This is a genomic window from Ensifer sp. ENS03 (assembly GCF_014852035.1).
In the GTDB taxonomy this organism is placed as follows: Bacteria; Pseudomonadota; Alphaproteobacteria; order Rhizobiales; family Rhizobiaceae; genus Ensifer; species Ensifer adhaerens.
In genome coordinates, this window is the sequence record NZ_JACVAV010000003.1 from 168,041 (window position 1) to 192,241 (window position 24,201).

Sequence of the window (24,201 nt, forward strand, 5' to 3'; positions counted from 1 at the left end):
TTCCTCCAAGTAAACCCGGCCGGCCGATGCGGCTCCCTCACGCCGTTCCGAACTCACTCCGGCAGTCCGGCCAGCCGCAATCCTTCAACGTAACGCGCAAGCAAGGCCTTATCCCGGTAGGGTGCACGGGAACCGTATCGCTCGATCGAGAATTCCGGATTGAGTTTCAGGAGCTCCGCCGCGGCGCGACGTGCATCCTCAAGGCGCCCGAGTTGCGCGTAGGTCGCCGCCAGCAAACGGTAGGCCGAACCAAGATCGGCCATCTTCTCCAGCAGAGCCAACGCTTCGGTGTACTGGCCGGAGAGATACCTGGCAGCCGCGATGTTCCAGAAATACCAGTCCGGACGACTGGGGTTCAGCCGCAAGGCCAGTTCCCCGATCCTGATCGCGTCCTCCAACAGACCGAGATACCCCAGGGCATCGCAATATTCCGCAAGAAGATCGCAATTGTTCGGCGCCAGTTCGCGCCCACGCTCGTAACAACCGATGGCGCGTTCTGCCTCTCCCCTCCACAAATGGACGACGCCGAGCGCCCAGTGAACATCGGCGTCACAGGGACTGAGCTCCAAAGCCTTGCTTGCCGATGCGAAGGCACTGGCAAGCGTCGCTTCCATGTCGGCACGCTCGTTCCATTTCAGTTTGCGTATATCCAGCCAGGCCAGCCCGAGATATCCGCGGGCGTAGGCTGGATCAGCGTCGACCGCGGCCAGGAACATCTCCTTTGCCCGCCTGACCTCATCCGGTTTCAGGCTTTTTTCAATGTGCCGGCCACGCAGATAGAAATCGTAGGCGCTTGATCCTTTGAGCGGCTCGGCGAGAATCCGGTATCGTTCGGCCTCTTCGATTTTGACATTCAAGGCAGCCGGAATGGAACGGGACAACTCGTCCTGGACATCGAACATGTCGACAAGGTCGAAATCGTATTTGTCCGCCCAGATGTGTTCGCCAGTGGCATTCGTCAAACTGGCATTGACCCTGACCCGGTCGGCAGCGCGTCTGACGCTGCCTTCGAGCGTGTAGTAGGTTGTGCGTGCCTGGGGTTGCGGCTCGGGACGCGGCAACCGAACGATCACGTTCAAACCGGAGAACCGCGACAATGCCGCGACGACGTCCTGCGTGATGCCGGCCGCGAAATAATCCTCATCGGGATTGCCGCTTAAATTCGCAAAGCGCGACACATAGAGAAGCGTCCGGCTCGACTTGACGGGGGGATTTTCCCGTATCTCCTGTGTCGGTGGCGCCATCAGCGCCGCCCCCTCCGATCCGCCGTCGTCGATGACGATATTGTAGATGTGGACGGGGCGGCCGATGTTCTTCAACGCCTGCGCGCCCGTGTCTTCGAAGCGGATGTCCAGGCGACCGCCCAGCGTGTCGTGAACCGAGGCGGAGACGGATATGCCACCCGGCTTGGCGAGGCTCTCGATGCGCGCCGCCACGTTGACGCCGTCACCGTAAACGTCACCGTCTTCAAACAGGATATCGCCGAGATTGATCCCAATGCGAAATTCGATCCGGCGATCCCGCTGCGTACCCGCGTTCCTCGTCTGCATTCCCCGCTGGATCTCGACCGCGCAGAGAACTGCGTCTTCCACGGCACGGAACTCCATCAGCATGCCGTCACCGATGAGCTTGACGATGCGCCCGTGATGCGCGGCGACCGCGACGTCCCACAGCTCCTGCCGATGAGCCATGAGGGTCGCAAGCGTGCCCTTCTCGTCGAGCTCCATCAGCCGACTATAGCCGACCACGTCCGCGGCCATGATGACGGAGAGCTTTTGTTCCATCGGCGCCCCCAGGCTCCAGCACCCCTATGGATAGCATATCCGGACGGGCGAGGCACTGAAGACGCGGCCACGCAGCCGACAGATCCCTGGGAGCGTCGATGACAGGCGGCGAAACGGCGGCTTCAATCCCGATAGAAGTTGCGCCGCCAGCGGTGGGCGGTCAGTTTCGCCCGCTGCGCATCCGGCAGGCCGGCACCGTCGCCGATGGCGCAGTTGCGCTCGACGTTGCGCACCGAACGCATGCCGGGAATGACCGTCGATACGGCCGGGTGGCTGAGAACGAAGCGCAGCGCCGTCTCGGCCAGTGCGTCGGGCTTGATTTCCAGATCCTCGACGATCTTCTGCGTTCGTTCCTCGACCTCGCGCTTGCGCTCGCCCCGGAAGTAGGTTTCCCGGAAGTCACCCTCGGGAAAGACGGTATCGGCGCGGATCTGGCCGGTCAGACCACCTTCGTCGAGCGCCACGCGGACGATGACGCCGACATTGTGCTTCAGGCACGCGGGCAGCAGTTTTTCTTCCGGCGCCTGCTCGAAGATGTTGTAGATCACCTGCACGCTGTCGACGACGCCGGTCTCGATCAGCCGGAGCGCATTGTCCGGCTCGTAGTCGTTGATCGAAACGCCGAAGAAGCGGATCTTGCCGTCGCGCTTCAGCCGCTCGACAGCCTCCAGCCAGTCGCCGCGGCCTACCCACTCGTCCGACCACACATGGAACTGCTGCACGTCGATCGTCTCGACACCGAGATTGCGCAGGCTCGTCTCGGTGCAGGCGATCACGTGGTCGGCCGGGAAGGTCTGCTCGGCCGGGGTGCCGGCGTGCGCCGGCCATTGCATGTTCTTAGGTGGGATCTTGGTGGCGACATGGATCGTCTCCGACCGCTCGCGCAGCAAGGCGCCGATCAGCTTCTCGCTGTGGCCCTGGCCGTAGCCGAGTGCGGTGTCGATGAAATTGAGGCCGAGGTCGACTGCGCGGTTGAGGGCGCGGGCGGACTCGTCGTCGCGCGCGCCCTGCCAATGGCTCTTGCCGATGCCCCAGGCACCGTAACCGATTTCGGAAATGCGCAGGCCCGTACGGCCGAAGGTTCTGTAGTGCATGGCGCTCTCGCTGGCATTGGGGAAGGAGGACGGGATACCGCCGGTTATCTAGGCTTCAGCGATCGACCGTCAACCGGGAAAATGTCACGGCCACGGCGGCTTTGTTGCCTCATACGTCCTAGGCAAGAAACCAGAAGAAAACGGCCGACAGGAAGATGAAGGCGAGCACGAGCCCCATGAACTGCCGCATGCCCTCGCTCGTATTGTCGCCGAGCAAGGCGACCCAGATCGGCCCGCCGCTGCAGTCTTCGTCGCGCATGTCGCGGATGGAAGCCAGCGCATCGCGACCGACCGCCGGACGGCTGTAGTCGTGCGGCGGCGGCTGCCGGTTGCGATGAGGGGCGAGAGATCCCGAAAGATCCGGCGCCACCAGGCCGCCGTCGCCGGCGTCGACCACGGGAGACAACCGTTCCTGCGTCGTCGACCCGTCGCGGGTCGCGTCTCCTGCCCGCAGGCGCCCTGCGCCATGGTGAAACGCCCAGCGCTGTGGTTTCGACTGCGGATCGGATTTCACGTGCCGGATAGACATCACGCACCTCCACAGGCGTAACCGCTAACCGGGCACTTTGGTTCCGTGCGCGGGCATGCATTGTTGATCACGGGGGCGTGGCGTCGACGAATTCGACACTTGAAGGACGCAATTGCCGGCAGCGTCTGCCGAAAAACAAAAGAGCCCGCCGCGGGAGGAGCGGCAGGCTCTCTAAAAATCGATCAGCAACCTGGGAGGAGGAGTGGCGCTGATCTCGTGAACGATCCATGGGAGGAGGAGATCGTTCACCGCATCGAAGCTCTGCGGGAGGAGATGCATTGCTTCGATGAGGTGAATATACAGGGTTTCTGCCCAAATCGTAGGCGGATTTTGCGCAAGCCAGCTATGCGCTATGCGCGCAGCGCAATACCGGCGCATCGGTCCAGAGCCGCCGTAAATGCGATCGAACGGCCGGTGATGCCGGCGAAACGCGAGTGCTTTCAGGCGACACGCGGGCAGGCGGAAACGGGTTTCACGCCGCCCGTATTCCGACGTCGTAGGCGCTGCTGCCGCGCGAAACCGTCAGTTTTCCATGAAGGCGCGCGCCATGCTGTCGCGGATCGGCTTGGTGAGATAGTCGAAGAAGGTCCGCTCCGCCGTCTGGATCAGAATTTCCGCCGGCATGCCGGGGGTCACGATGAAATTGTGAACTCTTGCAAGCTCGCTTGCCGGAAGGCTGACGCGCGCCAGGTAGACCTCGCGCGTGCCCTCATGCGTCTGCACCGGCAGGGCGTCCGCCGACACGTAGAAGACCTGTCCATTGAGGACCGGCGTCGTGCGCTGGTTCAGCGCGGTCAGCCGCACCGTCGCCTTCTCGCCGACCCGGATATTGTCGACGTCGGTGCGCAGCACCTGCGCCTCGATGATGAGCGGTACATCGGCCGGCAGGATTTCCATGATCGGCTTGCCGCTCTCGATGACGCCGCCGGACGTATGAAAATGCATCCTGATGACCGTGCCGGTCACCGGCGCGTTGATCGTCGCGCGGCGGAGCACATTGGTGGCGCCGCGCAATTGTTCACGCACTGTGTCCAGTTCACCCTCGGCCTTCTGCAATTCGTCGAGCGCAGCCTCTTGGTAACTCTGTTCAGTCTGGTTGACCTGCTGCTGCTGCTTGAGGATCTGGGAGCCGGTCTCCGAGACTTCGGACATCAGACGGCCAATCTGACCCTCTGCATCGGCGATCGCGCGCTGGATGGTCTTGATCTCCGTCTTGCGGATCAGGTCCTTGGCCAAAAGCGTCTTCTTGCCGATGTATTCCTCCTCGAGCAGGACTCTTTGCTCGCGCACCGATTTCAGCTGCTCCTGAAAACCTTGCGAGCGGAACTCCAGGCTCTCGATATTCCGCTTCAACAGTCCGATATCGCTGTCGAGCTTGCTCCTCCAGGTCTGGAAATTGAGCTCCTGGCTCTGCACGATCGGGACAATCTCAGGATCTTTCTTGACGTGCTCCGTGAGAACCGCGGGCAGCACGATCTGCTTCAAACCGTGCGCCTGCGCGGTCAGCCGGGCGACGATCGCCTCCAGCCGCGCCCAGCGCAGAAAATACTGCCTCTCATTCGCTTGTGCGGCCGTTTCGTCCAGCCGCACCAACGGCTGATCCACGGTTACGCGGTCGCCCTCGCTCACCAGAATATCCTTGATGATACCGCCTTCGAAGTGCTGGACCACCTTGTTCTGCCCGGTTGCGACAAAGCTGCCCTGGGCGATGATGGCTGCCGCCAGAGGCGCGGTGAAGGCCCAAAGGCCAAAGCCGCCGAAGGTCACGACGATCAGCACCAGGCCGATCATCGTATGCTGCCAGATTGAACGCGGAACCTCTGCGTACCAGGTCAGATCCTGCACTTTGGCCATGTCGCTCATGATCGCCTACGGAAGCTGGTTTTGTTCGAGCGGGTTGCCTTCGGTATTCACCCCACGCGAAGCGAGTGCCTTGAGAACGTCCTGGCGCATGCCGAAGAGCGCCACCGTGCCGTTGACGAGCAGCAGAACCTTGTCGACGCTGTTCAAAAGCGCCGGTCGCTGAGTGATGGTGACAACGGTGATCTTCTCGCGCTTGGCGTGCGTCAGCGCCCGCGTCAGCGCCGCCTCGCCGGCGGTATCGAGATTGGAGTTGGGCTCGTCGAGCACAACCATGCGCGGGTTGCCGAAGAAGGCGCGGGCAAGGGCGACGCGCTGCTTCTGGCCGCCCGATAGAGGCGAGCCGTCGGCGGCCACCACGGTCTCGTATCCGTGCGGCAGCATGGCGATCATGTCGTGAACATCGGCAAGCTTGGCAGCGGCGTAGATGTCGGCGTCGGTGGCATCCTCGCGCATGCGGGCGATGTTGGCCTTGATCGTGCCGGGAAACAGCTGCACGTCCTGCGGCAGGTAGCCGATGCTTTCGCCGAACTGCCGCTGGTCCCAGTTCCTCAGGTCCATGAGATCCAGCCGGACGTTGCCCGACGTCGGCAGGATGGATCCAACCAGCATCTTGCCGAGCGTCGTCTTGCCGGCACCGGAACTGCCGATCACGGCAAGCGAATCGCCGGGCTCCAGCGCAAAGGTAATTCCGTTGAGCACCACGCGCTTGGTGCCCTGCGGAACGAAAAGCAGGCGCTCGACATCAAGGCGCCCTTCGGGCCGCGGCAGCTTCAACCGTTCGAAATTGAGCGGTGACGTCTTCAGCAGCGCGGAAATGCGCCCATAGGCAGCACGCGACTGGATGACCTGGCTCCATCCCTCGATCGCGCCCTCGATAGGTCCAAGCGCGCGGCCCGCGATGATGGAGGCCGCAATCACCATGCCACCGGTGAGCGAGCCATTGAGGGCGAGATGGGCGCCCCAACCGAGCATCGTCACCTGCGTCAGGAGGCGCACCGCCTTGGACAGCGACGCAAAGGCGATGTTGCGGTCCTGCGCCATCACCTGGGCCTTGAGCGAACCGGCCATGTCCTTGCCCCAGATGTGCACGGCCTCCGGGATCATCGCCAGTGCGTTGATGATCTGGGAGTTGCGCGACATCGAATCGAGGTGAAGGTTGGCCTTGGTCTGGAAATTGGTCGCTTCGCCGAACGCCGCAGCCGTCGCTTTCTGGTTCAACAGCGTAACGATGAGGAGGAGAACGGCTGAGGTGACGACGATTATCCCGAGATGCGGATGGATGAGGAAGACCGCCACCAGAAAGAGCGGCGCGATCGGCGCATCGAGAAACGAAAGCAGCGTGCCGGAGACGAGGAAGGAGCGAAGCTGCTGCAGGTCGCCAAGCGTCTGGTACTCGCGCCCGTTGCTATGCAGGGCGGCTCTCGCTGCCGCGCTCAGGATCGGCGCGCCGAGTTGCGCGGCCACCTCCACGGCGGTGCGCATCAGGATCATGCGGCGAATGGCGTCGAAAACCGACTGCAGCAGCACCGCGCCGACGATGATCGCCGTCAGCATCACCAGCGTGTCGACCGAGCGGCTGGTCAGCACCCGGTCCGAAATCTGGAACAGATAGACAGGGATCGAAAGCACGAGGATGTTGGTGACGATCGTAAACAGCATGACGATCATCAGGTTCTGCCGGATCGCCTTGAGACCAGCGCTGAGGCTCGCCGAAAAATCGACCGGGCCAAGGCGCTTGTGGAACACGCCCCCTCCACCGCCTCCGCCGCCGCCCTTGTCGGACGATCCGCCACCTTTGTCGGGCGACCGCGGCTCGGCCTTGATCGGCCCACGGTCGGCTTCGATCACCACCATGCCCGAAGGCGAATATCTCTCCTTCATCTCCGCGGTCGGCCAGGCAACCGGTTTTCCGACCGGCTTTTCGATGCAGGGTTCCGGTTTTGGTTCCTCCTGCAACGGGCGGCGCTCGACCGTCGCCTCGCCGCGCAGAGCCGGCTCGGGTCTGGCCACGGGCTCGGTCTTTGGAGGCCACGGCCGCGACGTGACGTTGACCGTCTCAGCGGCATCCGCCCGTGGCGTTCCCATCTGTGCGCGTGACGCCTGCGCGACCCCGATCGGTGCGGCCGGTGCAGCAGCGCGCGCCGGTGCGAGGCCGGGTGTCGGACCGGTGATCTGTACCGGCCTTGCGGCAACGCCCGATCCGGGAAGAGGCGAAACGGGTGAAGGGGTCCAGTTGCCATCCTCGCCGGCGCCGTTTGCCGCCACTCTTCTTATTTGGTCCGCCACCCCGTCGATCTCCCTAACAGCACGGTCCAGAACGTGTTCCTGATGATTGAGCTTGCGCAGAAACTGCCGTCGCGCGGCGTCGGCGCCGGATGCTTCCGGCCGTGTTCCGTTTTCCTCCGCACGCGAAGCGGCATCGGCGCCGGTTTCGGCAGACACTGGCCGAGACGGATTGGTGCGGTCGGTCATGACTATCCTCCCGCACTCCCATCAGGCGACCATGCTGTGCATGGGGTCGGCACTGGCCGTATCGATGCCGTGCCCATGGCTCGGCGAGATCTGATCCTGCGGCTGGTGGCCGAAATCCGGAGTGAGCATGTCGTCGCCGAGAAAGACGACCGCTTCGCTGACCAGCGCATCCGGGTTCTGACTACCGAGATAGGGATCGTTCTTGACCAGCTCCGCCTGGATGAGCACCTCGTCCGAATAGGCGCCGCCGCCGGCATAGATCGTCTTGCCCGTATCGACATCGACGATCCCGGCATAGTTCAGCAGAGCATTCGAGCCCGTGGAAATGGTCCAGTCCGCGTCCGGGCGCGCCTCGAGCGCGTTCATCGCCAGCGTCACCTGATCGCTGTCGCCGAGAATGTTGGTCTGCTGGATGTAGTTGAGGCTGATGAGGTCGCCGGAAATGTAGAGCACCCTCAGGCCATTCAGCCCGGCAAAGGCGGGATCATGCAGAAAGTCGTCGCCCGACGGCTTCTTGCCTTCCGACAGATCCTGCAGCGCGGACAGGTAACCGTCCGACATCGGATTGACCGGGCCTGCACTGCCAGCTTCGACGATTCCGGCATAGTTCCAAAGCAGGTTTCCGCCGGTCGAGACCGAACCGGCGCCGCTGGTGTGAAAGCCGCCGACGGCACCGATCAGATCGTTGTCGAGCAGGATGTTCGTCTGCTGGATGATGTTGGCGTCGAAGACGCTGCCGCCGACGAAGATCAGGTCAAAGCGGTATCCGAGCTCCAGCAGCGATATCTGGTTGGCCGCCGTGTTGTCGCCACCGACGATCGAAAGCTTCGAGCCCGAAGCCGCGAGGATCGCCGTGTCCTGGTCCGACATGAAAGTGAACTGCTGGAGCCAGTTGACCATCATCAGGTCGCCCTTGACCTCGGTGATGGCCCAGACCTTGGGGAAGTCGGCGGTGTCGGCATGCGTCGTCTGCGCCGGCTCGACATGTTTGAACATGGCGATGTTGAACGCCTGGGTAGCATGCTGCTCAATATTGTTGCCGCTCAGCGCGGAACTGACGAGGTCGCTGTCATAGTGGGTGTTGACCTGAACGATCGCGTTGAGTTCGACGTGGTCGCCGGCCACCGCCAGCACTTCGGCCTGCAGCCAGTCGCTGGTGATGACGACGGAGTTGACCAGCGTGTTGCTGCCCGCTTCCAGCTCGACCGAAGTGTCGACCGCGACGGCACCCTCGCCATAGGCGATGCCGCCCTCGACTTCGACCCCGTCGTTCGACAGTTCGGGCTCGTCCGGCGCATCGGAAGCCTCGTCCGGGTCCGGCAGGTGATCCTTGAGAACCGGCGCTTCCTCAACGATCACGCCGTTCACATAGATGCCTTCGAGCGTGCTGGCCCTGGCTGAAAAATGGGTGACGCTCAGCCCCCCGGCCTCCGCTTCGCCGCCGGTGGAGAATGCCTCAAGCCTCTCGGCCGTGCCGACAACGAGGCTGGCGATCGCGTCACTGGAGCCGGCGACATCCGTCTCGCCGAGCAGCGAAATACTCTGCGTCGCGTCGATGAGCTCGGCCATCGTCGCGCTGTTGTCGATCTGCAGGCCGGACTTCAGGCCATGCCCGCCGACACTGACGAAATCATTGTCCGAAAGCTCGGCGGTCTGGTTGCTGTAGACCACCACCGAGCCCGGCGGGTTGATGTGCGGCTCGACCACCTGCGAGGCCGATCTCGGCGATGCGCCCTGCAGGAAGGCTTCCGAGCTGGCGCGGCCAAGGGAGCCGCCAAAAATCGGGTATTCGGGGAAGGACACCCCAGCATAGCCGTCCGGTATCGGCATGAAGATGTCCGGTCCGACCGGCTTGTACGGGACGTCGGGGTTGAAGTCGTCGAGATCGTAAGGTGCGTGCACCTTGACCGGCGCAGAAACGAGCTCCTTCGGATCCTTGTGGACGTCGCGATCCGGGTCGAACTTCTCATGGATTTCACGCAGACGCGCCTCTTCGGTAGAGAGTTCGAAGAGACCGATGAAATGGGCAATGGCCTCGGTGATCTTTGCGGAATACAAGGTCAGGCCCTCCTCTTGTCGTCGGCAGTCCCCGCCGGCTTGGCGGGTCGTGCCTGACTGCGCGAGAGCTTCCCGCGCAGTCATTCTCGGGTCGATCCCGCGAGACGCGGATCGACGCCCCCTCACCGATCAGGTGTTGTCGTCGTCGCCGACGGCAGTGGTCGTGTAATCACCACCGACGACCGTCATGTCGATCGTGTTGCCCTGCAGGTTCGCGCCGAGCACGATCTGCTGGTTGAAGGCGTTGGTGTCGATAACTGCGTCTGCCGAAGCCGAGGAGAGCCCTTCGACGAAGCTGTCGTCACCATTGTACGAGCCCCACATGCCGGCGCTGCCACCCGCACCGCCATCACCGTTCGTCGCGAAGCCACCCGCGCCGCCGGCACCGCCGGCACCACCGAGTGCATGGCCACCGTAGGCATCGCCACCGTCGCCGCCGGCTGCCCACGAACCCGTGAGCGCGAGGCCGCCGAGGCCGTGACCACCGGTCGCTGCACCACCGGTACCGTCACCACCGGTCGAGTCACCCGTAGAGCCGCCACCGGCATAGGCATCGCCACCACCGCCGCCGGCACCGCCGACGCCTGCACCGGCGCCGAAGCCAGCACCCGCGCCAAGACCAGCACCCAAAGCGCCGCCGCCGTCGCCGGCATCGCCGGCATCACCACCGTCAGCACTGCCGGTATCGCCAACCGCTACGCTGTTGCCACCGTTGCTGTCGCCACCGTCGCCACCGAGGTTCAGGATTGGAAGGATGAAGCCGCCGGCATCGCCGCCGTCACCTGCATCCGAAGATCCTGCCGGGCCGCTCGTGACGTCGCCACTTGTGCCACCGTTGCCGGCACCATTGCTGCCGCCGTCGCCGCCGGCTGCCGCGCCGACACCAAGGCCGACACCGAGACCGAGGCCGACGCCGAGGCCGGCACCACCGGCACCACCGGCACCGGCTGTCGCCGTACCGCCATTTGCGTCACCGCTGGAGCTGCCGCCGCCAACGCCAACACTGGCTGCAATGCCGCCAAGGCCGGCACCGCCGGTCGCATCGGCATTGTTGTCTGCGTCGCCGCCATCGCCGTCGCCAGCGCCCGCGAAGCCACCAACGCTATGGCCGCCATCGCCGCCGTCGCCACCGTTGGCATAGGCCTTGCTTCCGCCTTCACCACCGTCTGCGCCGGCCTGAATGCCGTCGCCCGATCGGGCGTCGCCGGCATTGGCGTTGCCGTTCTGGTTAAGCGTGCCGCTGTTGTTGATGTCAGAGGCGCTATCGTCATCCGAGATGATGGCGTTCTGGCTGAACACGTTGGCAACGTTGCTGTTGCCGTTCATCGAGCCGTTCAGGATGTCCTTGAAGCTCGTATTCGCCATGCCGTGGATCGAGGAGTTGTCGATATCGGCAAAGTCGTCGTCGGACGGCTTGTAGCCGCTCAGATCGAGATCGACGTCCACGTCGACGGTCGTCTTGCTGTCGACGTCGACATGGGTGCTGTTTTCGTTGAGGTTGGCATTGAGGTTGGCGTTGCCATTGCCGTTCAGGTTGGCGTTGCCGTTGCCGTTCAGGTTGGCATTGCCGTTGCCGTTCAGGTTGCCGTTCCCGTTGGCATTGGCGTTGCCGTTACCATTGAGGTTGCCGTTGCCGTTGAGATTGCCGTTGTAGGACTCGCTGTACTGCGATTGTCCCTGATCCTGGCCCTGACCTTGGTCCTGGCCCTGTCCCTGGTCTTGCCCCTGGCCCTGGCCTTGTCCCTGTCCCTGAAGCTGGCCTTGCAGCTCCGCCTGCAATTGTCCCTGACCCTGGCCCTGTCCTTGTCCCTGGTCTTGATCTTGAGACTGGCTGTCATCCCATGGCCACAGGATATTCTTGTCCTTACTCATGACGATTACCTCGAGTTGAGGCCGCGACAGCCGAGCCGCATTCTTCTCTTACGCGGATTTGGGCCATGCGCGGGCTACGTGTTGGACTTGTTGAACTCAGTAACGGTGTTTTCCTCCGGGCGCCTAGTCGCCCATCTGTCGATACTTTGATCGCTTTTGTTGCCTCTCCCCTTACTTGGTCGAGAGGACCGGAACAGGTTCCCAACTGGGTATTCCATTCGATGCAGAGCTTGCCCAAAGGGGGCCTGAGTGCGTCCTGCTCGCCGGTTGCAGAGGAGACTCTGTCTAAAACCGACACGCATTGTAAGTTGTCAGTTCGGGCTAACCTTCGCGGGCTAGCGACCAGACGCAGAAACCTTCACCCGTGGGCTAGGCAAAATATGGCCGTCAACCGACGGCTGGCCACGCGCCGGAGAGGGCCCGAGCGCCGCATTTCCGGGCCTGCGCGACCATCGTCAGAACGAATTTACTGGACGCAGGAATGCAGTATTCTGACGAGCAGTGGTGTGGCATTTGGCAACCGGCGAGCACTGGAAGGCCCATGGCAAGATTTCACGAAATCCTCCTCTTAATCGGACAACTCAACTACACGTGGACGAATACGGAGAGTTTGCTCATCTACCTCATCGCCGGCCTCGCCCGGGTCGACAAGGAAACCGCGATCGTCATCTTCCTGACGCTGAACACGACGCGGGCCCGCATCGAACTCGTCGAGCGGCTGACCAAGATGGGAAAGACGCCTGCCGCGCAGCGGCAGGAAATTCTTTCGATTACCCAACAGCTTGGCCGGCAGGCAAAACTCCGCAACAAGTACAGCCACTGCATCTATTCCTTCGACGAAACCGGCGACCAGGCGAGCACGCAACTGATGGCGATCTTCGACAGCAAGGACACGATCAAGTACGGCAAGATCGAGCAGATCAACGAGGCGGAGATCGCGCGGATCAACGAGGTGATCGAGCAGCTGCAGGAGGTCAACCGGGAAATCTGGGCGATCGTCGACCGCTACGCCTTCCCGCGCTGATCACCCGCCACGAGCGCAGACGACGGCATGCCGCAATCCTGCTGCCGCCGCTGGTGGCGGATGCGCGGCAGCCACCTCCACACGGCCCGGTTTCCAGCCATCCACAATTCAACCGCATTGTCAGGCCATCGCAGCAGCGACGGCAAAAGGAGGCGATGCGGATGGTTGGACAACCCGAGGAGAGGCGGTTTACGAGCCTTGAGGCGCGCATCGACGCTGCGGCGCATGGCGTGCTCGACCGGCTTCCGGCAAGCGGCTTCCTTGGCGGCCTGACCGAATTTCTGGTGTTCGGCATCAAGCAGGCCTTCGCCTGCCTCTTCGGCGGCGCGATGCTGGCCCTGATGCTGGCAACGAAATTCTACTGGCCCGAAGGTAGTGGTCTCGCCCGCTACGACTTCCTGTTCCTGAGCGCCATCGCCATCCAGATCTCACTGCTCGTCTTCAAGCTCGAGACCATCGCCGAGGCCAAGGTCATCCTGATCTTCCACGTCGTCGGCACGCTGATGGAAATCTTCAAGACCTCCGTCGGCTCCTGGATCTATCCGGAGCCAAGCTTCTTCCGCATCGGCGGCGTGCCTTTGTTTTCGGGCTTCATGTATGCCGCCGTCGGCTCCTATCTGGCGCGCGTGACCCGCATTCTCGACATGCGCTACAGCAACTATCCGCCGCTCATCGCGACCCTGCTTTTGGCCCTTGCCATCTATGTCAACTTCTTCAGCCACCACTACATCATCGACCTTCGCTACGCGCTGTTCGGATTGACCGCGATCCTCTTCCTTCGCACCACGGTGCATTATCGCGTCTTCCGCTTTCGCCACCGCATGCCGCTGCTCGTGGGCTTCCTGCTGGTCGCCCTCTTCATCTGGTTCGCCGAAAACATCGGCACTTGGTCGCGGGCCTGGATCTATCCCTCGCAGCATGCCGGCTGGACGCTGGTCTCCGTGCAAAAGCTCGGCGCCTGGTATCTGCTGATGATCCTGTCGTTCGTGCTGGTCACGCTCGTGCATCGTCCGCGCGCGGTTGCCGCTCCGGCAGCCGTGGCCGAGAGTACAGCCGTCGAGATGGGCGATGCAGCCATCGCCGGAAAGGGTGTCGGCGCGCGATAGCGCAACCGTACGACGAGAAGGCAGATCGCCCCAGGAGTTGCAAAACGGCGCGCGCTGGAAAACGATACCGAATCAATCGCTTTCGCAACGAGGGGAAACATGCGGCGTTTCTTTCTTTGCCTGCTGGCGCTCGGCGTCCTCGCTGTCGTTTCAGTCATGATCCTGCCCAGCTTCGTTTCGAGCGACTGGATGCGCGCCGAACTGGGACGGCAACTCTCGAACGCGACCGGCAGCGCGATCGCGCTCAACGGCCCGGTCAGACTTTCCGTCGTCCCGCATCTGGCGGTGGTGGCCGAAAACGTCTCGCTCGATGCCGACGGCATGACCGCCGAGATCGGCGAAGTCGCGGGCTCCGTGACGCTCTCCTCGCTATGGTCCGACCGCCTGCACGTGAGGGAAGTAAGGCTTGTACGCCCTGTCGTGGCGCTGCGGCCGAAGGCAGAGGCCGCAGCGGTTGCGCAAGACGGGGGGGCTGAGGCGGGACAGGCGAGCACGGGCGAAACGCGCGATCCGCTCGCCGCCCTCGTCGCCTTCCTCGAGAAAAGCGCCATCGACAAGATCTCGATCAGCGAGGGAACGCTGCGGCAGGAGGGCGCCGGCGGTTCGGTCGACGTCGTCAGCGATCTCGATCTTACGCTCGCCGTTCCGGATATCGATGGCGAATTGTCGCTCTCGGCCGGCGCCGGCGTCGATGGCCGGCGCTACGATGTCACGCTTGCCGTTTCGCCTTTGCGTCCGCTGCTCGAGCACAAGCCTGCCGAACTCAGCCTTTCCCTGGAGGCCGAGCCCCAGCTTGCGGCCGGGCTCACCGAACTGACTGCCAGCGGCCAGGTAGCGCTGAATGCCAATGGCGGTTACCAGATCCGCGGCGGCAAGCTTACGATCGGCGACGAAGCGCTCGGACTCGACGCGCTGTTCGTGCCGGGCAGCCGCCCGCGGTTCCTCGCCGACCTCAACGCCGAGCGGCTGGATCTGAGCGCATTTCTCGATGACGGCGAGACGGCCGCATCCTCCTCGCAGCCCGAGGAACCGGCAGGCCGGACGGACAAGGCCAAGGCAGCTGCAGGCCTGCAGGCGCTGGCCGGTTTTGACGCCGATATCAGCGTCAATGTCGGCGCCCTTGCCGTTGGTGACATTTCCGCATCCGACGTCGCGCTGACGGCGACCCTCAAGGACGGGCAGTTGACCGGGCGGCTCGAGCATCTCGGCATCGACGCCGGCAGTGTTGCCGCCGATCTCGCCGCCGACGTCGGCGCCGCCGAGCCGATTTTCCAGGGCCGCGTCGTCAGCAACGGGCTCGACGTTTCCAAACTCGCGGCTCTGGCCGGCCAATCGGTACCGCTGTCGGGAACCGTGACGATGGACACGGCCTTCGCGTTTCGCGGACTGAGCGCGAACTCTGTGCGCAAGACGATCAACGTGACCGGCGGCGCAAGCCTGCGTGACGCGACCATCGTCATTCCCGGCATCGCCGATCCGGCCATGGCCGAGGTGAAGGCAAAGAAACTCGCCCTCAAGATCGAGGGCCTGGCCAAGCCAATGCGTCTTGCGGGCAGCCTTGAGTGGCGCGGCAAACCGGCCGAGATCGATCTTACCCTACCGATCCGCGACCTGCTCATGGACGCCAATGCCCGTGCGGGCGACATCCCGCTGAAGCTCGACCTGCGCTCGAAGGAAGCGACGCTTGCGCTGGATGGCAAGGCGGCGCTTGCGGGCAGCTACGTCGGCAAGCTGAACTTCGCGGCCGCAGACCTGCGAGCGCTTCTTGAGGGGATCGGTCAGGCCGACGCGGGCGGCATCACGCAATTCGCCTTCAATGGCGACGTGAAGGCAAGCGCTGCGGGCGTCGCATTCCAGAAGGCCACGCTCTCGGTCAACGGGGTCGAAGGAAGCGGCAATGGCGCGGTCGAACTCGGGACACCGCTCAAAATTTCGAGCGCGCTCCATTTCAAGGAACTAGACCTCGCGCGGTTGGCCGGCGCGCCTTCGGCCGCGCCGCAGGCGAAGGCCAAAAGCAAAGCGAGTGGTGGCCCTGCCCCGGATGGTCCGCTGGATCTGTCCGCACTTCGCTCCATCGATGCCTCCATCAAGGTCGATGCCGAAAAACTCGCCTACGGCCGCGTCGTCGTCGGGCCGGTCGCAACTTCCCTGAAGATCTCCGAGGGCATCGCGAACCTCGACATTCCGGATAGCCCCTTCTATGGCGGCCAGGTGGCCGCGAGCCTGACCGCCGACGGATCCGGCACGGAGCCGTCTATCGCCGTGAAGGCCTCGATATCGGGCGCCTCGGCCGCACCACTGCTCACCGACCTTGCAAACTTCAAGCATCTCGAAGGCGCGCTGCAGACGACGTTCGACATTGCAGGCGCCGGCGGCACGACCAGCACGCTCAAGCGATCGCTCAAGGGCACGGCTGAGGTCCGTTTCTCCGACGGCGCCATTCGCGGGATCGACGTTGCCGACGTCTACAACAATCTCGTCGGCCTGATGTCCTCCGGCTTCAAGCAGAACGACAACAAAGCGACCGGCTTTACCGAACTCGGGGCATCCTTTGCCATCGAGAACGGCGTTGCGCGCACCGACGACATCAAGCTCGTCGGCCCCCTCGTGCGGATGAGCGGCAAAGGCGAGGCAAACCTGCCGGAGGACCAGTTGAACTTCCGCCTCGATCCCCGCGTGGTCGCATCCTTGCAGGGCCAGGGTGCCGACATCGCCACCGAAGGCATCGGCGTGCCCGTCGTCATCGAAGGGTCGTTTGCCGCTCCGCGCATCTATCCCGACCTTTCGGGCCTTCTGAAAAACCCCGATGCCGCGCTTTCGACCTTGAAGAAGCTCGGATTGCCGACCGGCAAGCTGGGGCTCGATGAGCTTCTGTCCGGGGACGGCAAGGGAGGAAAGCTTCGCGACATCCTCAGCGGTGCGATCGGCAAGCAGCCGAAGGACGAAGGCAGCGAGCTCTCCATCGAGCAGATCATCGGCGGTGGCGGCACCGAGCCCGAGGCGGCACCGCCCGTCGATGGGCAAGCTCCGCCCGACACGGCTGCCGAACAGCCGGCGCCGGAAACGCCGCAGCCGGAGCAGCAACCCGCTGCAGAAGCCGAGCAACCGGCACAGGACAGCGGCACTTTGGGAAAGCTGTTCAAGCTTCTTCAATGAGCGAGCGTCTCAGATGATGCAGCCCAAAACCTGAGGCATGTCCACAAGACCACACGTGCCGGCTTCCAACCACGGCCGGCAATGCTAAAGCTGTCGGCGATTGCTTCGAGGACAGAAAGACCATGAGACACGACCCGTTGTTCGAGCGTCTGTGGGACGGCACGGCTCAGATGGAAGAATGGACCGCCGCGGTCTCGCACGGCGCCATCACCCATGTCGCCGACAACATCATCACCGTCCACACGACCTACTTCTGCGGCAGCGTGACGGCCATCCGTACCAGCGAAGGTCTGGTCCTAATCGACACCGCGAAGCCGGAAACGGCAAAGCAGACCCTCGACGTCATACGCTCCTGGGACGACAGCCCCATACACACCGTCATCTTCACGCATGGCCATATCGACCATACCAGCGGGATCACGGTCATCGACCAGGAAGCGGATGCGCGTGGGCTAGCGCGCCCGCGGATCGTCGCCCACCGCAACGTGAAGCGGCGGATGGAGCGCTACGAGGCTTCGCATGGCTACAACAGCATCGCGCAGAGCCAGCAGTTCAACAAACCGGGCTACATCTACCCAATCGGTCAGCGGCGGCCGGACGCGGTCTATGACGATACCCTGTCACTGTCCGTCGGTGGCGAGCGGTTCGAACTTTTTCACGGCAGAGGCGAAACCGACGATGCCACGTTCGTCTGGCTGCCGGAACGACGCGTCCTTGCGAGCGGCGATTTCGTCATCTGGGTGTTTCCGAACGCCGGCAATCCGCGCAAGGTGCAGCGTTATGCAGCCGATTGGGCGACGGCACTTCGGCGGATGGAGGCGCTCGCTCCGGCGGTCCTCATTCCCGGTCACGGTCCGGTCGTCTTTGGCGAAGAGCGCGCGGCCGAGATGCTGCGCCACGGGGCAGAGGCGCTCGAGCATCTCGTGCGTGAAACGCTCGCGCTCCTCAACAGGGGCGCCAGCCTCGACACGGTTCTGCATGCGGTAAAGGTGCCGGACGCATATTCGGGCAAGCCCTATCTGGCAGCGAAGTACGACGACCCGGAATTCCTCGTCCGCGGCATCTATCACTTCTATGCCGGCTGGTTCGATGGCGACGCGGCCCATCTCAAGCCGCCGAGGACTGCCGATCTCGCATCGGAACTGGCCGCTCTTGCCGGCGGCGCCGAAAAACTTGCGGAGCGGGCCACGCAGCTATCGGAGGCTGGGAATTTCCGCCTCGCGGTGCAACTCGTGGAATTCGCCAGCGCAGCCGCACCCGACGACCGGACCATTCAGGCAACCCGCGCCGCGGTCCTGCGAAAGAGCATCGAGAACGAGAATTCGCTGATGGGGAAGGCCTTCCTCGCGGTCTACGAACGAGAGGCCGAGCAACGTTCCAAAGGCTAATGCATGTCGCGCAAAACTGTGCAGCGGTTTTGCGGCAACGAGACGCATAAAAACAAGAGCTTACAGTCTGGCGTGTGAATCCTTTGTGACGCGACAGGCTTTAGGCGCCACGCGCTGGAGCAGCCTCACCTCAGAAGCCGAAAGACTGCTGTGCGGGCTTGGCCTGTTGCTCCTCCAAATGGACGCCTTCCAGTTCGAGCATGCGCGTCTTGGTGGTCGAACCGCCCGGCGCTGAAAACCCGCCGATCTTGCCGCCGGCAGCCAGCACCCGGTGGCAGGGGATGATCAGCGATACCGGGTTCTTCGCCATGGCCTGGCCAACATCGCGTGCTGCTTCCGGCCCGACGCCCAGTTCCTTGGCGAGCGCGCCATAGGTCGTGGTCTGGCCCCAGCGCAGCGCCCGCGCGGCCGCATAGATGCGCAGGAAAAATTCATCCTGGCCTTGCAGATCCACCGCGAAGCCGGAGAAATCAACCTCCCTGCCCTCGAAGTAGTGCCGCACGGCTTCCACCGCCGCACGGATTACGGGCGTCGGCTCCGACGCCTCGCCGGAAGGCAGCCGCCGCAGCAACAGCCGCTCGGTCGCCTCCAGCGTGCCGGTCGGCAGTTGAAAGCGCGTGATGCCGACATCGTTCCAGGCGATGCCGCAGAAACCGGCCGCGGTCTCAAAGATGAAATAACGATGCATCGCCTGACCCATCGGCCTCGCCTCCACTTGTACGCCTCCCTCAAAAATCGTGCAGGACGCCGCCGAATTCAACCCGTTTCCTGCCTACGCGACCGCCGTTTTGGCACAGATTGCCCGGAGCCGCGCACGCCACCAAATGCCGTCATTTGCGAAAGCTTTACGCTTGTCGGGCATGGTTTCGCGCGAACATCAGGAGACGATGGTGGACATCCTGCATACCCCGACGATCATGCTCAGTTCGTTCGTAACGCTGGTGATCTTCGCCGCTTTCTTCGGTTTTGCCTGGCGGCAGGAGCGCAAAAGCCTCGAACTGCTTCTGTGGTCCTTGGCCTTCGCCATCGGCGCAGTCGGCTTCGTCCTGTTGACGCTGCGCGGCGACGGCTACAACTTCATCACCATCTCGCTCGGCAACGCGCTCGCGGTGCTGGGGCTCGCGATGATCTGGCTGGGCTTGCGCGCCTTTGACAATCAGCCGCTCAAGATCGCCTCCGCGCTCATCGGGCCGCTCCTGTGGATCGTCGTCACCTATTCTTCAGACTATGTTCGCGAGAGCGTCACAAGCCGGATCGTGCTCTACTCGATCCTGATCTTCGCCTATTCGGCGCTGATCGCGCACGAGATCTTCCGCTCGGAGAATTTCCGCAAGCTCCCGAGCTCCTACATCGTCGCCTTCGTGTTCGCCACCCATGGCCTGCTCTACCTCGCCCGCATCCCGCTGATCCTGATCTGGCCGCTCGCCGGCAACACGGCCGCGGGAACTTCGCAGCCGCTCTGGTACCAGTTGCTGACCTTCGAGCTGTTTTTTCACAGCCTCGCCGGTGGTTTCGCCTTCTTCGCCATGGTCAAGGAGCGAACCCAGCAACGCTACAAGCTCGCCTCGGAGACCGACGCGCTGACGGTTGTGCCGAACCGCCGTTCGTTCCTTGCGCAGCTGGAGACCCATCTCGCCACGCAACCGGCCAAGGGAGCACTGCTCTATCTCGACATAGACCACTTCAAGGTGATCAACGATCGCTACGGCCATGCGGTGGGCGACCAGGTGCTCGTGGAATTTGCCGGGATCCTCTCGAAGGCCGTGCCGCGTGACGCCCTGATCGCGCGCATGGGCGGGGAAGAATTCGCCGCCTGCCTCCCGCAGGCGGATCGCGCCGACGCGATCGCCATTGCCGACAGCATTCGCACCGCGCTCGAAGCGCGCCGGCTGAGCACGACCAAGGGCGCGCTGTCGGCAACGGTCAGCATCGGCATTGCCTTTGCCGACCGGCAAAAGGATGTGCACGCGATCATTTCCGCCGCCGACGCCGCGCTTTATGCCGCGAAGGCCGCCGGCAGAAACAGCGTTTGGTCGGATGATCCGTCGGGCGTGCCGCAGTTTGCAGCGGGCTCGATCGCACCCGCCGGAACGGCGGCGACGCTTCTATCATTAAGCCCTGCCAGAAGCAGTGCTGCGACACGGCGGCCCACCGGCTCCTGAACCTTCCGCATCCCGAAAACGAACGATCGGCCGGGCACCCCGTTATCGCGACCCGCCGCCTATCCGTTGACGCGCTTTACCAGCGCGAGCGAGGCAGCCGAGACAAGCAAGGCGCCGCCGCAGCCTCGTTCCATCCAGCGCCGCATCGACGAGGCGGCAAATTGCGTCGTCTTGAAGCCGACAAGGGCGTAACCGAACATGACGGCAAACTCGACGACGGTGAACACGGCGGTAAGCGCCAGGAACTGCGGCAGTTGCGGCGCGGCCGGGTTGATGAACTGCGGCAGCAGTGCGGAGAAGAACAGGTAGGCCTTGGGGTTGGTGATGGCCACGATCATGCTGTGGCGGCAGATCGCAAGCGCGGATTCCGTGCGAACGAGATCGCCGTTTTCGGCGCCTTGCGTTTCCGCTTTCTCGGCTCTACCGGGCCGAAGCATCTTGTAGCCGAGCCAGGCGAGATAGCCGGCACCCGCATATTTGACGACCGAGAACCAGAACTCCGACGCGGCAAGGATGGCGCCGAGGCCGGCTGCCACGGCGGCGATCAGGAAGAAGTCGGAAAGGAGCACGCCGATCATCCCGGCAACCGCCTTTTTCATGCCGAAACGAGAGCCATTGGCCATCGCCAGGATCACGTCCGGGCCGGGCGTGACCACCGCGATGAAGGTGACGGCCGCAAAGGCAGCCATGGTGCTGATGTCCATGAACGAGCTCCTCCCGTGAGCGGCCTATCTTTGGCCGTTCAGATCGAACGTGTAAAGCACCGCCCGCTCAACCTCGCATCGGCTTTCATCTGACGAATTGCACGTTGCGTGAAGGAACACGCCCGTCGAAGGACAGTTGAACAGCCTTTCCGGATCCGGCATCGACGGCATGAATGTGCAGATGCGGCTCCGTGCTGTTGCCAGAGTTGCCGACAGCGCCGATCGGATCGCCGGCGAGAACCCGCGCCCCGATCAAGGCGGTCACGCTCCCCTTGCGCAGATGCGCCAGTTCCACCCGCATGCCGTCGCAGGCAACGATCACGTGGTTTCCAGCCGGGTTGCCCCGATCCGCCTCGGGCGGGGGCAGGTCGGGCAGCCCATCCACTGCCGCGACGATCTCTCCCTCGCACGGGCTGACGACGGTCTTGCCGAAGATGGCATAGTCAGCGGGATCCCTAGGTAGCAGGCCGAACGCCCGGAAGCCGGCGTCGCCGATCGCCGTGATGTCGAGGGCATGCCGTTGCACCGGGTGATCGCTGTGATGATTGAGCACGCCGATGCCGCCGCCCTGAGCGACGACGAAGCGACCACCGGCCAGCGGAAACGATAGCCCGCGCGGATCGTGCCGCGCGCCGATGCCCCAAGCGACATAGGCGAGTGCTGCACCGAAGACGAAAAGAGAGGCTACGGTCGGCACCAGGCTGCGCGCCAATGCTCCGCGATCCAGCGACAGCCAGGGCCGGCGCCAATGTCGGGGCAACGACACCAAAGATGCCGCGACCGCGAGCGCGGCCAGCGCCGCCCTGGTCCAGAAGCCGGCGATGTCCCAGCGGTTGAGAAGTCCGATCAGGGTGAGCAGCACGACGGTCTCTGCAAGCGCCAGCAGCCAGCCAAGCCGCGTCGGTTCATTCAGCCGCCACAGTCGCCAGATGAAGGCAAGCGGCAGCAGGATGCTGAGAACAAGCAGAAAACCGACGACAACGACCATGATCCCTCCTGTTGCACATGACGGCGCTGTTTACACAGGGAAAAAATAGGGATATTTTTTGTCCTTAATAGATGCGGGCGGCATCTGCCGGACGAAAAAAAGATCGTTAGAGCGTGTGATCCTTAAGAGCCAAGTCGAATGGGCGTTGCACTGTTGCGCCATTCTCGCCGGCCTGCCCGAGGGCCGCTACCTATCGACCAAGGCGCTGGCCGAATTCCACGGACTTCCGAAGGAGTATCTGTCGAAGGCGCTGCAGAGCCTGTCACAGGCGGGCCTCGTCCACACGACCCTCGGTCCTTCGGGAGGCTACCGGCTGGCGAAAGCGCCGGCGGAACTGACTTTCCTCGATATCGTCGAGGCGGTCGAAGGCAGGTCGCGCACCTTCGTCTGTACCAATATCCGGGCCAACAATCCCTGTCGGGCGCCTGGTTACTGCGACGAGACCCCCTGTGCGGTGGCGCGCATCATGTGGGAGGCGGACGAAGCCTGGCGCGACAAGCTGCGAAGCGTGCGCCTGTCCGACCTGATGGAAATCCTCTCGAAGGAAATTCCCGCCGATCTCTCGAAGCGAAGCTTTGCCTGGGTGCTAGAACGCGCCGGATGAGCGGCGCCCGGCCGCCAGCAGGCGAAGCGTAGAGATAGGCCTGCGCCGGCAGATGCTCGGCAAACTTGGCTGGCCCCAACGGTTGGGCCGAAGAAGGGCCGGCTGCGCGATCGGCAGTCGGCCCTTGGCATGGCGTCACTTCGTCATCGGAAAGGTCAGTTCCTTTTCGGCGGTGTCGACGACGAAGACCGCCAGCAGCTTGGCGGGCGCGGTCTTGCTGCCGTTGGCGCTGACGCCGTGACGGTCGCCCGGCATCTCGGAGAAGCTCTCGCCGGCCTTGTATTCCTTGACTGGACCATCATTGACCTGGCTGAGGATCGAGCCTTCGAGCACCGTCGCATAGATGAAGGCCGTGCTCGCATGGGTGTGCGCATCGGACGAGCCGCCAGGCCCATATTCCACCAGAACGCCCTTAATGCTCTTGCCCGGAACGTTCGGCAATTCATGCTCATAGACGAGCGTCACCTTGGCAGCGTCACCGGCGACGGCGGTCCCGAACAGGGTTGCGGTAACGGCGAGGGTGGTGAGGAGAGACTTGATCATGTCGAAAATCCTTTCAGATGAGGGAGATGCGCGACGCGCGCGCCTCCGGTTCGGTTACTTGCGGGGTGCCGTTGCGAACCACTCTTCGAAGGTGATGCGGCCGAGGCGGGGATTGTTGTCGGAAACAAGCGAGCCGTCCTCGAGCAGAGCGCCGAAATAGCGCGCCTCCCGGTCCGGCTCGACCTTGCGATTGTCGCCCATCGCCCTGAGATAGCGGGCGACGAGATCGCTGAGGCGCGAGCGCTCCGGACCCGCAATTTCGATCGTGCCGTTGACGGGATCGGCAAGCGCCACGTCGGTCATGGCATCGGCAACATCGTCTGACGCGATCGGCTGCACATAGGCCGGCGACAGACGCACGAGGTCGCCGACGGTTCCCGATTGCGCGATCCCGCTCAGGAACTCCATGAACTGGGTCGAGTGCACGATCGTGTAGGGGATGCCACCGGCCTCGATCAGCTTTTCCTGCGCAAGCTTGCCGCGGAAGTAGCCGCTTTCCTGCAGCCGCTCGGTTCCGACCACGGAAAGCGCGATATGGTGTTTGACGCCGGCAGCCTTTTCGGCGGCAAGCAGATTGCGGCCCGACGTCTCGAAGAATTCGAGCACCGCCCTGTCCTCGAACGAGGGGGAGTTGGCGAGGTCGACGACGACCTCGCAGCCGCTGAGCGCTTCGGTGAGCCCCTCTTCCGTGATCGTATTGACGCCGGTGTTCGGGGAGGCGGCAATCACCTCGTGTCCGCGCTTGCGCAGGCGTTCGACCGTCTTCGAACCGATGAGGCCGGTTCCGCCGATGATGACGATTTTCATGGGATCCTCCATCGGCGGCGCCCATCGCGCCGCCGTGCATGACGGTT

The 24,201-nt window shown here is 63.5% G+C and carries 18 protein-coding genes; 6 read left to right on the forward strand and 12 right to left on the reverse strand.

The window, feature by feature from the left end; all coding sequences use genetic code 11:
- Positions 1 to 53: 53 nt before the first annotated feature.
- The 7 genes from IB263_RS13625 to IB263_RS13655 all read right to left on the reverse strand — a co-directional run bounded on the left by IB263_RS13625 (position 54) and on the right by IB263_RS13655 (position 11,672).
- Positions 54 to 1,727: an adenylate/guanylate cyclase domain-containing protein gene (locus IB263_RS13625; RefSeq protein WP_246811017.1), complete on the reverse strand. Its 1,674-nt coding sequence runs from the start codon at positions 1,725 to 1,727 to the stop codon at positions 54 to 56.
- A gap of 179 nt (positions 1,728 to 1,906) precedes the next feature.
- Positions 1,907 to 2,878, reverse strand: coding sequence for an aldo/keto reductase (locus tag IB263_RS13630; protein ID WP_060604505.1), 972 nt, complete (start codon positions 2,876 to 2,878; stop codon positions 1,907 to 1,909).
- Between the two features lie 118 nt (positions 2,879 to 2,996).
- Positions 2,997 to 3,407: a hypothetical protein gene (locus tag IB263_RS13635; protein ID WP_090297111.1), complete on the reverse strand. Its 411-nt coding sequence runs from the start codon at positions 3,405 to 3,407 to the stop codon at positions 2,997 to 2,999.
- Between the two features lie 522 nt (positions 3,408 to 3,929).
- Positions 3,930 to 5,270 carry an HlyD family type I secretion periplasmic adaptor subunit gene (locus tag IB263_RS13640; protein WP_192438604.1) on the reverse strand — a complete coding sequence of 447 codons (1,341 nt, stop codon included), beginning with the start codon at positions 5,268 to 5,270 and terminating at the stop codon, positions 3,930 to 3,932.
- Between the two features lie 6 nt (positions 5,271 to 5,276).
- Positions 5,277 to 7,742: a type I secretion system permease/ATPase gene (locus IB263_RS13645; protein ID WP_060517687.1), complete on the reverse strand. Its 2,466-nt coding sequence runs from the start codon at positions 7,740 to 7,742 to the stop codon at positions 5,277 to 5,279.
- 21 nt (positions 7,743 to 7,763) lie between these two features.
- Positions 7,764 to 9,800: a type I secretion protein gene (locus IB263_RS13650; RefSeq protein ID WP_244496837.1), complete on the reverse strand. Its 2,037-nt coding sequence runs from the start codon at positions 9,798 to 9,800 to the stop codon at positions 7,764 to 7,766.
- Positions 9,801 to 9,929: 129 nt separating this feature from the next.
- Positions 9,930 to 11,672: a hypothetical protein gene (locus IB263_RS13655; RefSeq protein WP_192438605.1), complete on the reverse strand. Its 1,743-nt coding sequence runs from the start codon at positions 11,670 to 11,672 to the stop codon at positions 9,930 to 9,932.
- Between the two features lie 541 nt (positions 11,673 to 12,213).
- On the opposite strand from IB263_RS13655, the gene IB263_RS13660 reads away from it, so the two are divergent.
- From IB263_RS13660 to IB263_RS13675, 4 genes are all read left to right on the forward strand, one after another.
- Complete coding sequence (locus IB263_RS13660; protein ID WP_051659098.1) at positions 12,214 to 12,696, forward strand: hypothetical protein; 483 nt, start codon at positions 12,214 to 12,216, stop codon at positions 12,694 to 12,696.
- A 161-nt stretch (positions 12,697 to 12,857) separates the two neighbouring features.
- Positions 12,858 to 13,802 (forward strand): DUF817 domain-containing protein, encoded by a 945-nt coding sequence (locus IB263_RS13665; RefSeq protein ID WP_090297114.1) that lies wholly within the window; start codon positions 12,858 to 12,860, stop codon positions 13,800 to 13,802.
- 99 nt (positions 13,803 to 13,901) lie between these two features.
- Positions 13,902 to 16,958, forward strand: a complete 3,057-nt coding sequence (locus IB263_RS13670) for an AsmA family protein (RefSeq protein WP_192438606.1) — start codon at positions 13,902 to 13,904, stop codon at positions 16,956 to 16,958.
- Positions 16,959 to 17,080: 122 nt separating this feature from the next.
- Complete coding sequence (locus tag IB263_RS13675) at positions 17,081 to 18,346, forward strand: alkyl sulfatase dimerization domain-containing protein (RefSeq protein ID WP_192438607.1); 1,266 nt, start codon at positions 17,081 to 17,083, stop codon at positions 18,344 to 18,346.
- Positions 18,347 to 18,476: 130 nt separating this feature from the next.
- Here IB263_RS13675 and IB263_RS13680 read toward each other — a convergent pair whose 3' ends face one another.
- Positions 18,477 to 19,034, reverse strand: coding sequence for a methylated-DNA--[protein]-cysteine S-methyltransferase (locus tag IB263_RS13680; protein WP_371813661.1), 558 nt, complete (start codon positions 19,032 to 19,034; stop codon positions 18,477 to 18,479).
- A gap of 199 nt (positions 19,035 to 19,233) precedes the next feature.
- On the opposite strand from IB263_RS13680, the gene IB263_RS13685 reads away from it, so the two are divergent.
- The gene (locus IB263_RS13685) at positions 19,234 to 20,508 is read left to right on the forward strand and encodes a GGDEF domain-containing protein (protein ID WP_210338261.1); all 1,275 of its coding nucleotides are present in this window, start codon (positions 19,234 to 19,236) and stop codon (positions 20,506 to 20,508) included.
- 59 nt (positions 20,509 to 20,567) lie between these two features.
- Here the strand turns inward: IB263_RS13685 and IB263_RS13690 are convergent, their stop codons facing one another.
- Together IB263_RS13690 and IB263_RS13695 are read right to left on the reverse strand one after the other, a co-directional pair.
- On the reverse strand, positions 20,568 to 21,212 hold the full coding sequence (locus tag IB263_RS13690; protein ID WP_060517700.1) for a LysE family translocator: 645 nt from the start codon (positions 21,210 to 21,212) through the stop codon (positions 20,568 to 20,570).
- A gap of 85 nt (positions 21,213 to 21,297) precedes the next feature.
- On the reverse strand, positions 21,298 to 22,200 hold the full coding sequence (locus IB263_RS13695) for a M23 family metallopeptidase (RefSeq protein WP_089042959.1): 903 nt from the start codon (positions 22,198 to 22,200) through the stop codon (positions 21,298 to 21,300).
- A 115-nt stretch (positions 22,201 to 22,315) separates the two neighbouring features.
- Between IB263_RS13695 and IB263_RS13700 the strand changes: the two genes are divergently transcribed.
- Positions 22,316 to 22,804, forward strand: a complete 489-nt coding sequence (locus tag IB263_RS13700; RefSeq protein ID WP_034787539.1) for an Rrf2 family transcriptional regulator — start codon at positions 22,316 to 22,318, stop codon at positions 22,802 to 22,804.
- 135 nt (positions 22,805 to 22,939) lie between these two features.
- Here IB263_RS13700 and IB263_RS13705 read toward each other — a convergent pair whose 3' ends face one another.
- Positions 22,940 to 23,347: a cupin domain-containing protein gene (locus IB263_RS13705; RefSeq protein ID WP_060517704.1), complete on the reverse strand. Its 408-nt coding sequence runs from the start codon at positions 23,345 to 23,347 to the stop codon at positions 22,940 to 22,942.
- A gap of 54 nt (positions 23,348 to 23,401) precedes the next feature.
- Positions 23,402 to 24,154: an SDR family oxidoreductase gene (locus tag IB263_RS13710; protein WP_060517706.1), complete on the reverse strand. Its 753-nt coding sequence runs from the start codon at positions 24,152 to 24,154 to the stop codon at positions 23,402 to 23,404.
- Between the last annotated feature and the right edge of the window lie 47 nt (positions 24,155 to 24,201).

What these genes read in the sequence shown, in the direction of transcription:
- IB263_RS13625 (WP_246811017.1), bottom strand. Translation starts at nt 1,727, where the DNA reads ATGGAGCTCGACGAGAAGGGCACGCTTGCGACCCTCATGGCTCATCGG.
- IB263_RS13630 (WP_060604505.1), bottom strand. Translation starts at nt 2,878, where the DNA reads ATGCACTACAGAACCTTCGGCCGTACGGGCCTGCGCATTTCCGAAATC.
- IB263_RS13635 (WP_090297111.1), bottom strand. Translation starts at nt 3,407, where the DNA reads ATGTCTATCCGGCACGTGAAATCCGATCCGCAGTCGAAACCACAGCGC.
- IB263_RS13640 (WP_192438604.1), bottom strand. Translation starts at nt 5,270, where the DNA reads ATGAGCGACATGGCCAAAGTGCAGGATCTGACCTGGTACGCAGAGGTT.
- IB263_RS13645 (WP_060517687.1), bottom strand. Translation starts at nt 7,742, where the DNA reads ATGACCGACCGCACCAATCCGTCTCGGCCAGTGTCTGCCGAAACCGGC.
- IB263_RS13655 (WP_192438605.1), bottom strand. Translation starts at nt 11,672, where the DNA reads ATGAGTAAGGACAAGAATATCCTGTGGCCATGGGATGACAGCCAGTCT.
- IB263_RS13660 (WP_051659098.1), top strand. Translation starts at nt 12,214, where the DNA reads ATGGCAAGATTTCACGAAATCCTCCTCTTAATCGGACAACTCAACTAC.
- IB263_RS13665 (WP_090297114.1), top strand. Translation starts at nt 12,858, where the DNA reads ATGGTTGGACAACCCGAGGAGAGGCGGTTTACGAGCCTTGAGGCGCGC.
- IB263_RS13670 (WP_192438606.1), top strand. Translation starts at nt 13,902, where the DNA reads ATGCGGCGTTTCTTTCTTTGCCTGCTGGCGCTCGGCGTCCTCGCTGTC.
- IB263_RS13675 (WP_192438607.1), top strand. Translation starts at nt 17,081, where the DNA reads ATGAGACACGACCCGTTGTTCGAGCGTCTGTGGGACGGCACGGCTCAG.
- IB263_RS13680 (WP_371813661.1), bottom strand. Translation starts at nt 19,034, where the DNA reads ATGCATCGTTATTTCATCTTTGAGACCGCGGCCGGTTTCTGCGGCATC.
- IB263_RS13685 (WP_210338261.1), top strand. Translation starts at nt 19,234, where the DNA reads ATGGTGGACATCCTGCATACCCCGACGATCATGCTCAGTTCGTTCGTA.
- IB263_RS13690 (WP_060517700.1), bottom strand. Translation starts at nt 21,212, where the DNA reads ATGGACATCAGCACCATGGCTGCCTTTGCGGCCGTCACCTTCATCGCG.
- IB263_RS13695 (WP_089042959.1), bottom strand. Translation starts at nt 22,200, where the DNA reads ATGGTCGTTGTCGTCGGTTTTCTGCTTGTTCTCAGCATCCTGCTGCCG.
- IB263_RS13705 (WP_060517704.1), bottom strand. Translation starts at nt 23,347, where the DNA reads ATGATCAAGTCTCTCCTCACCACCCTCGCCGTTACCGCAACCCTGTTC.
- IB263_RS13710 (WP_060517706.1), bottom strand. Translation starts at nt 24,154, where the DNA reads ATGAAAATCGTCATCATCGGCGGAACCGGCCTCATCGGTTCGAAGACG.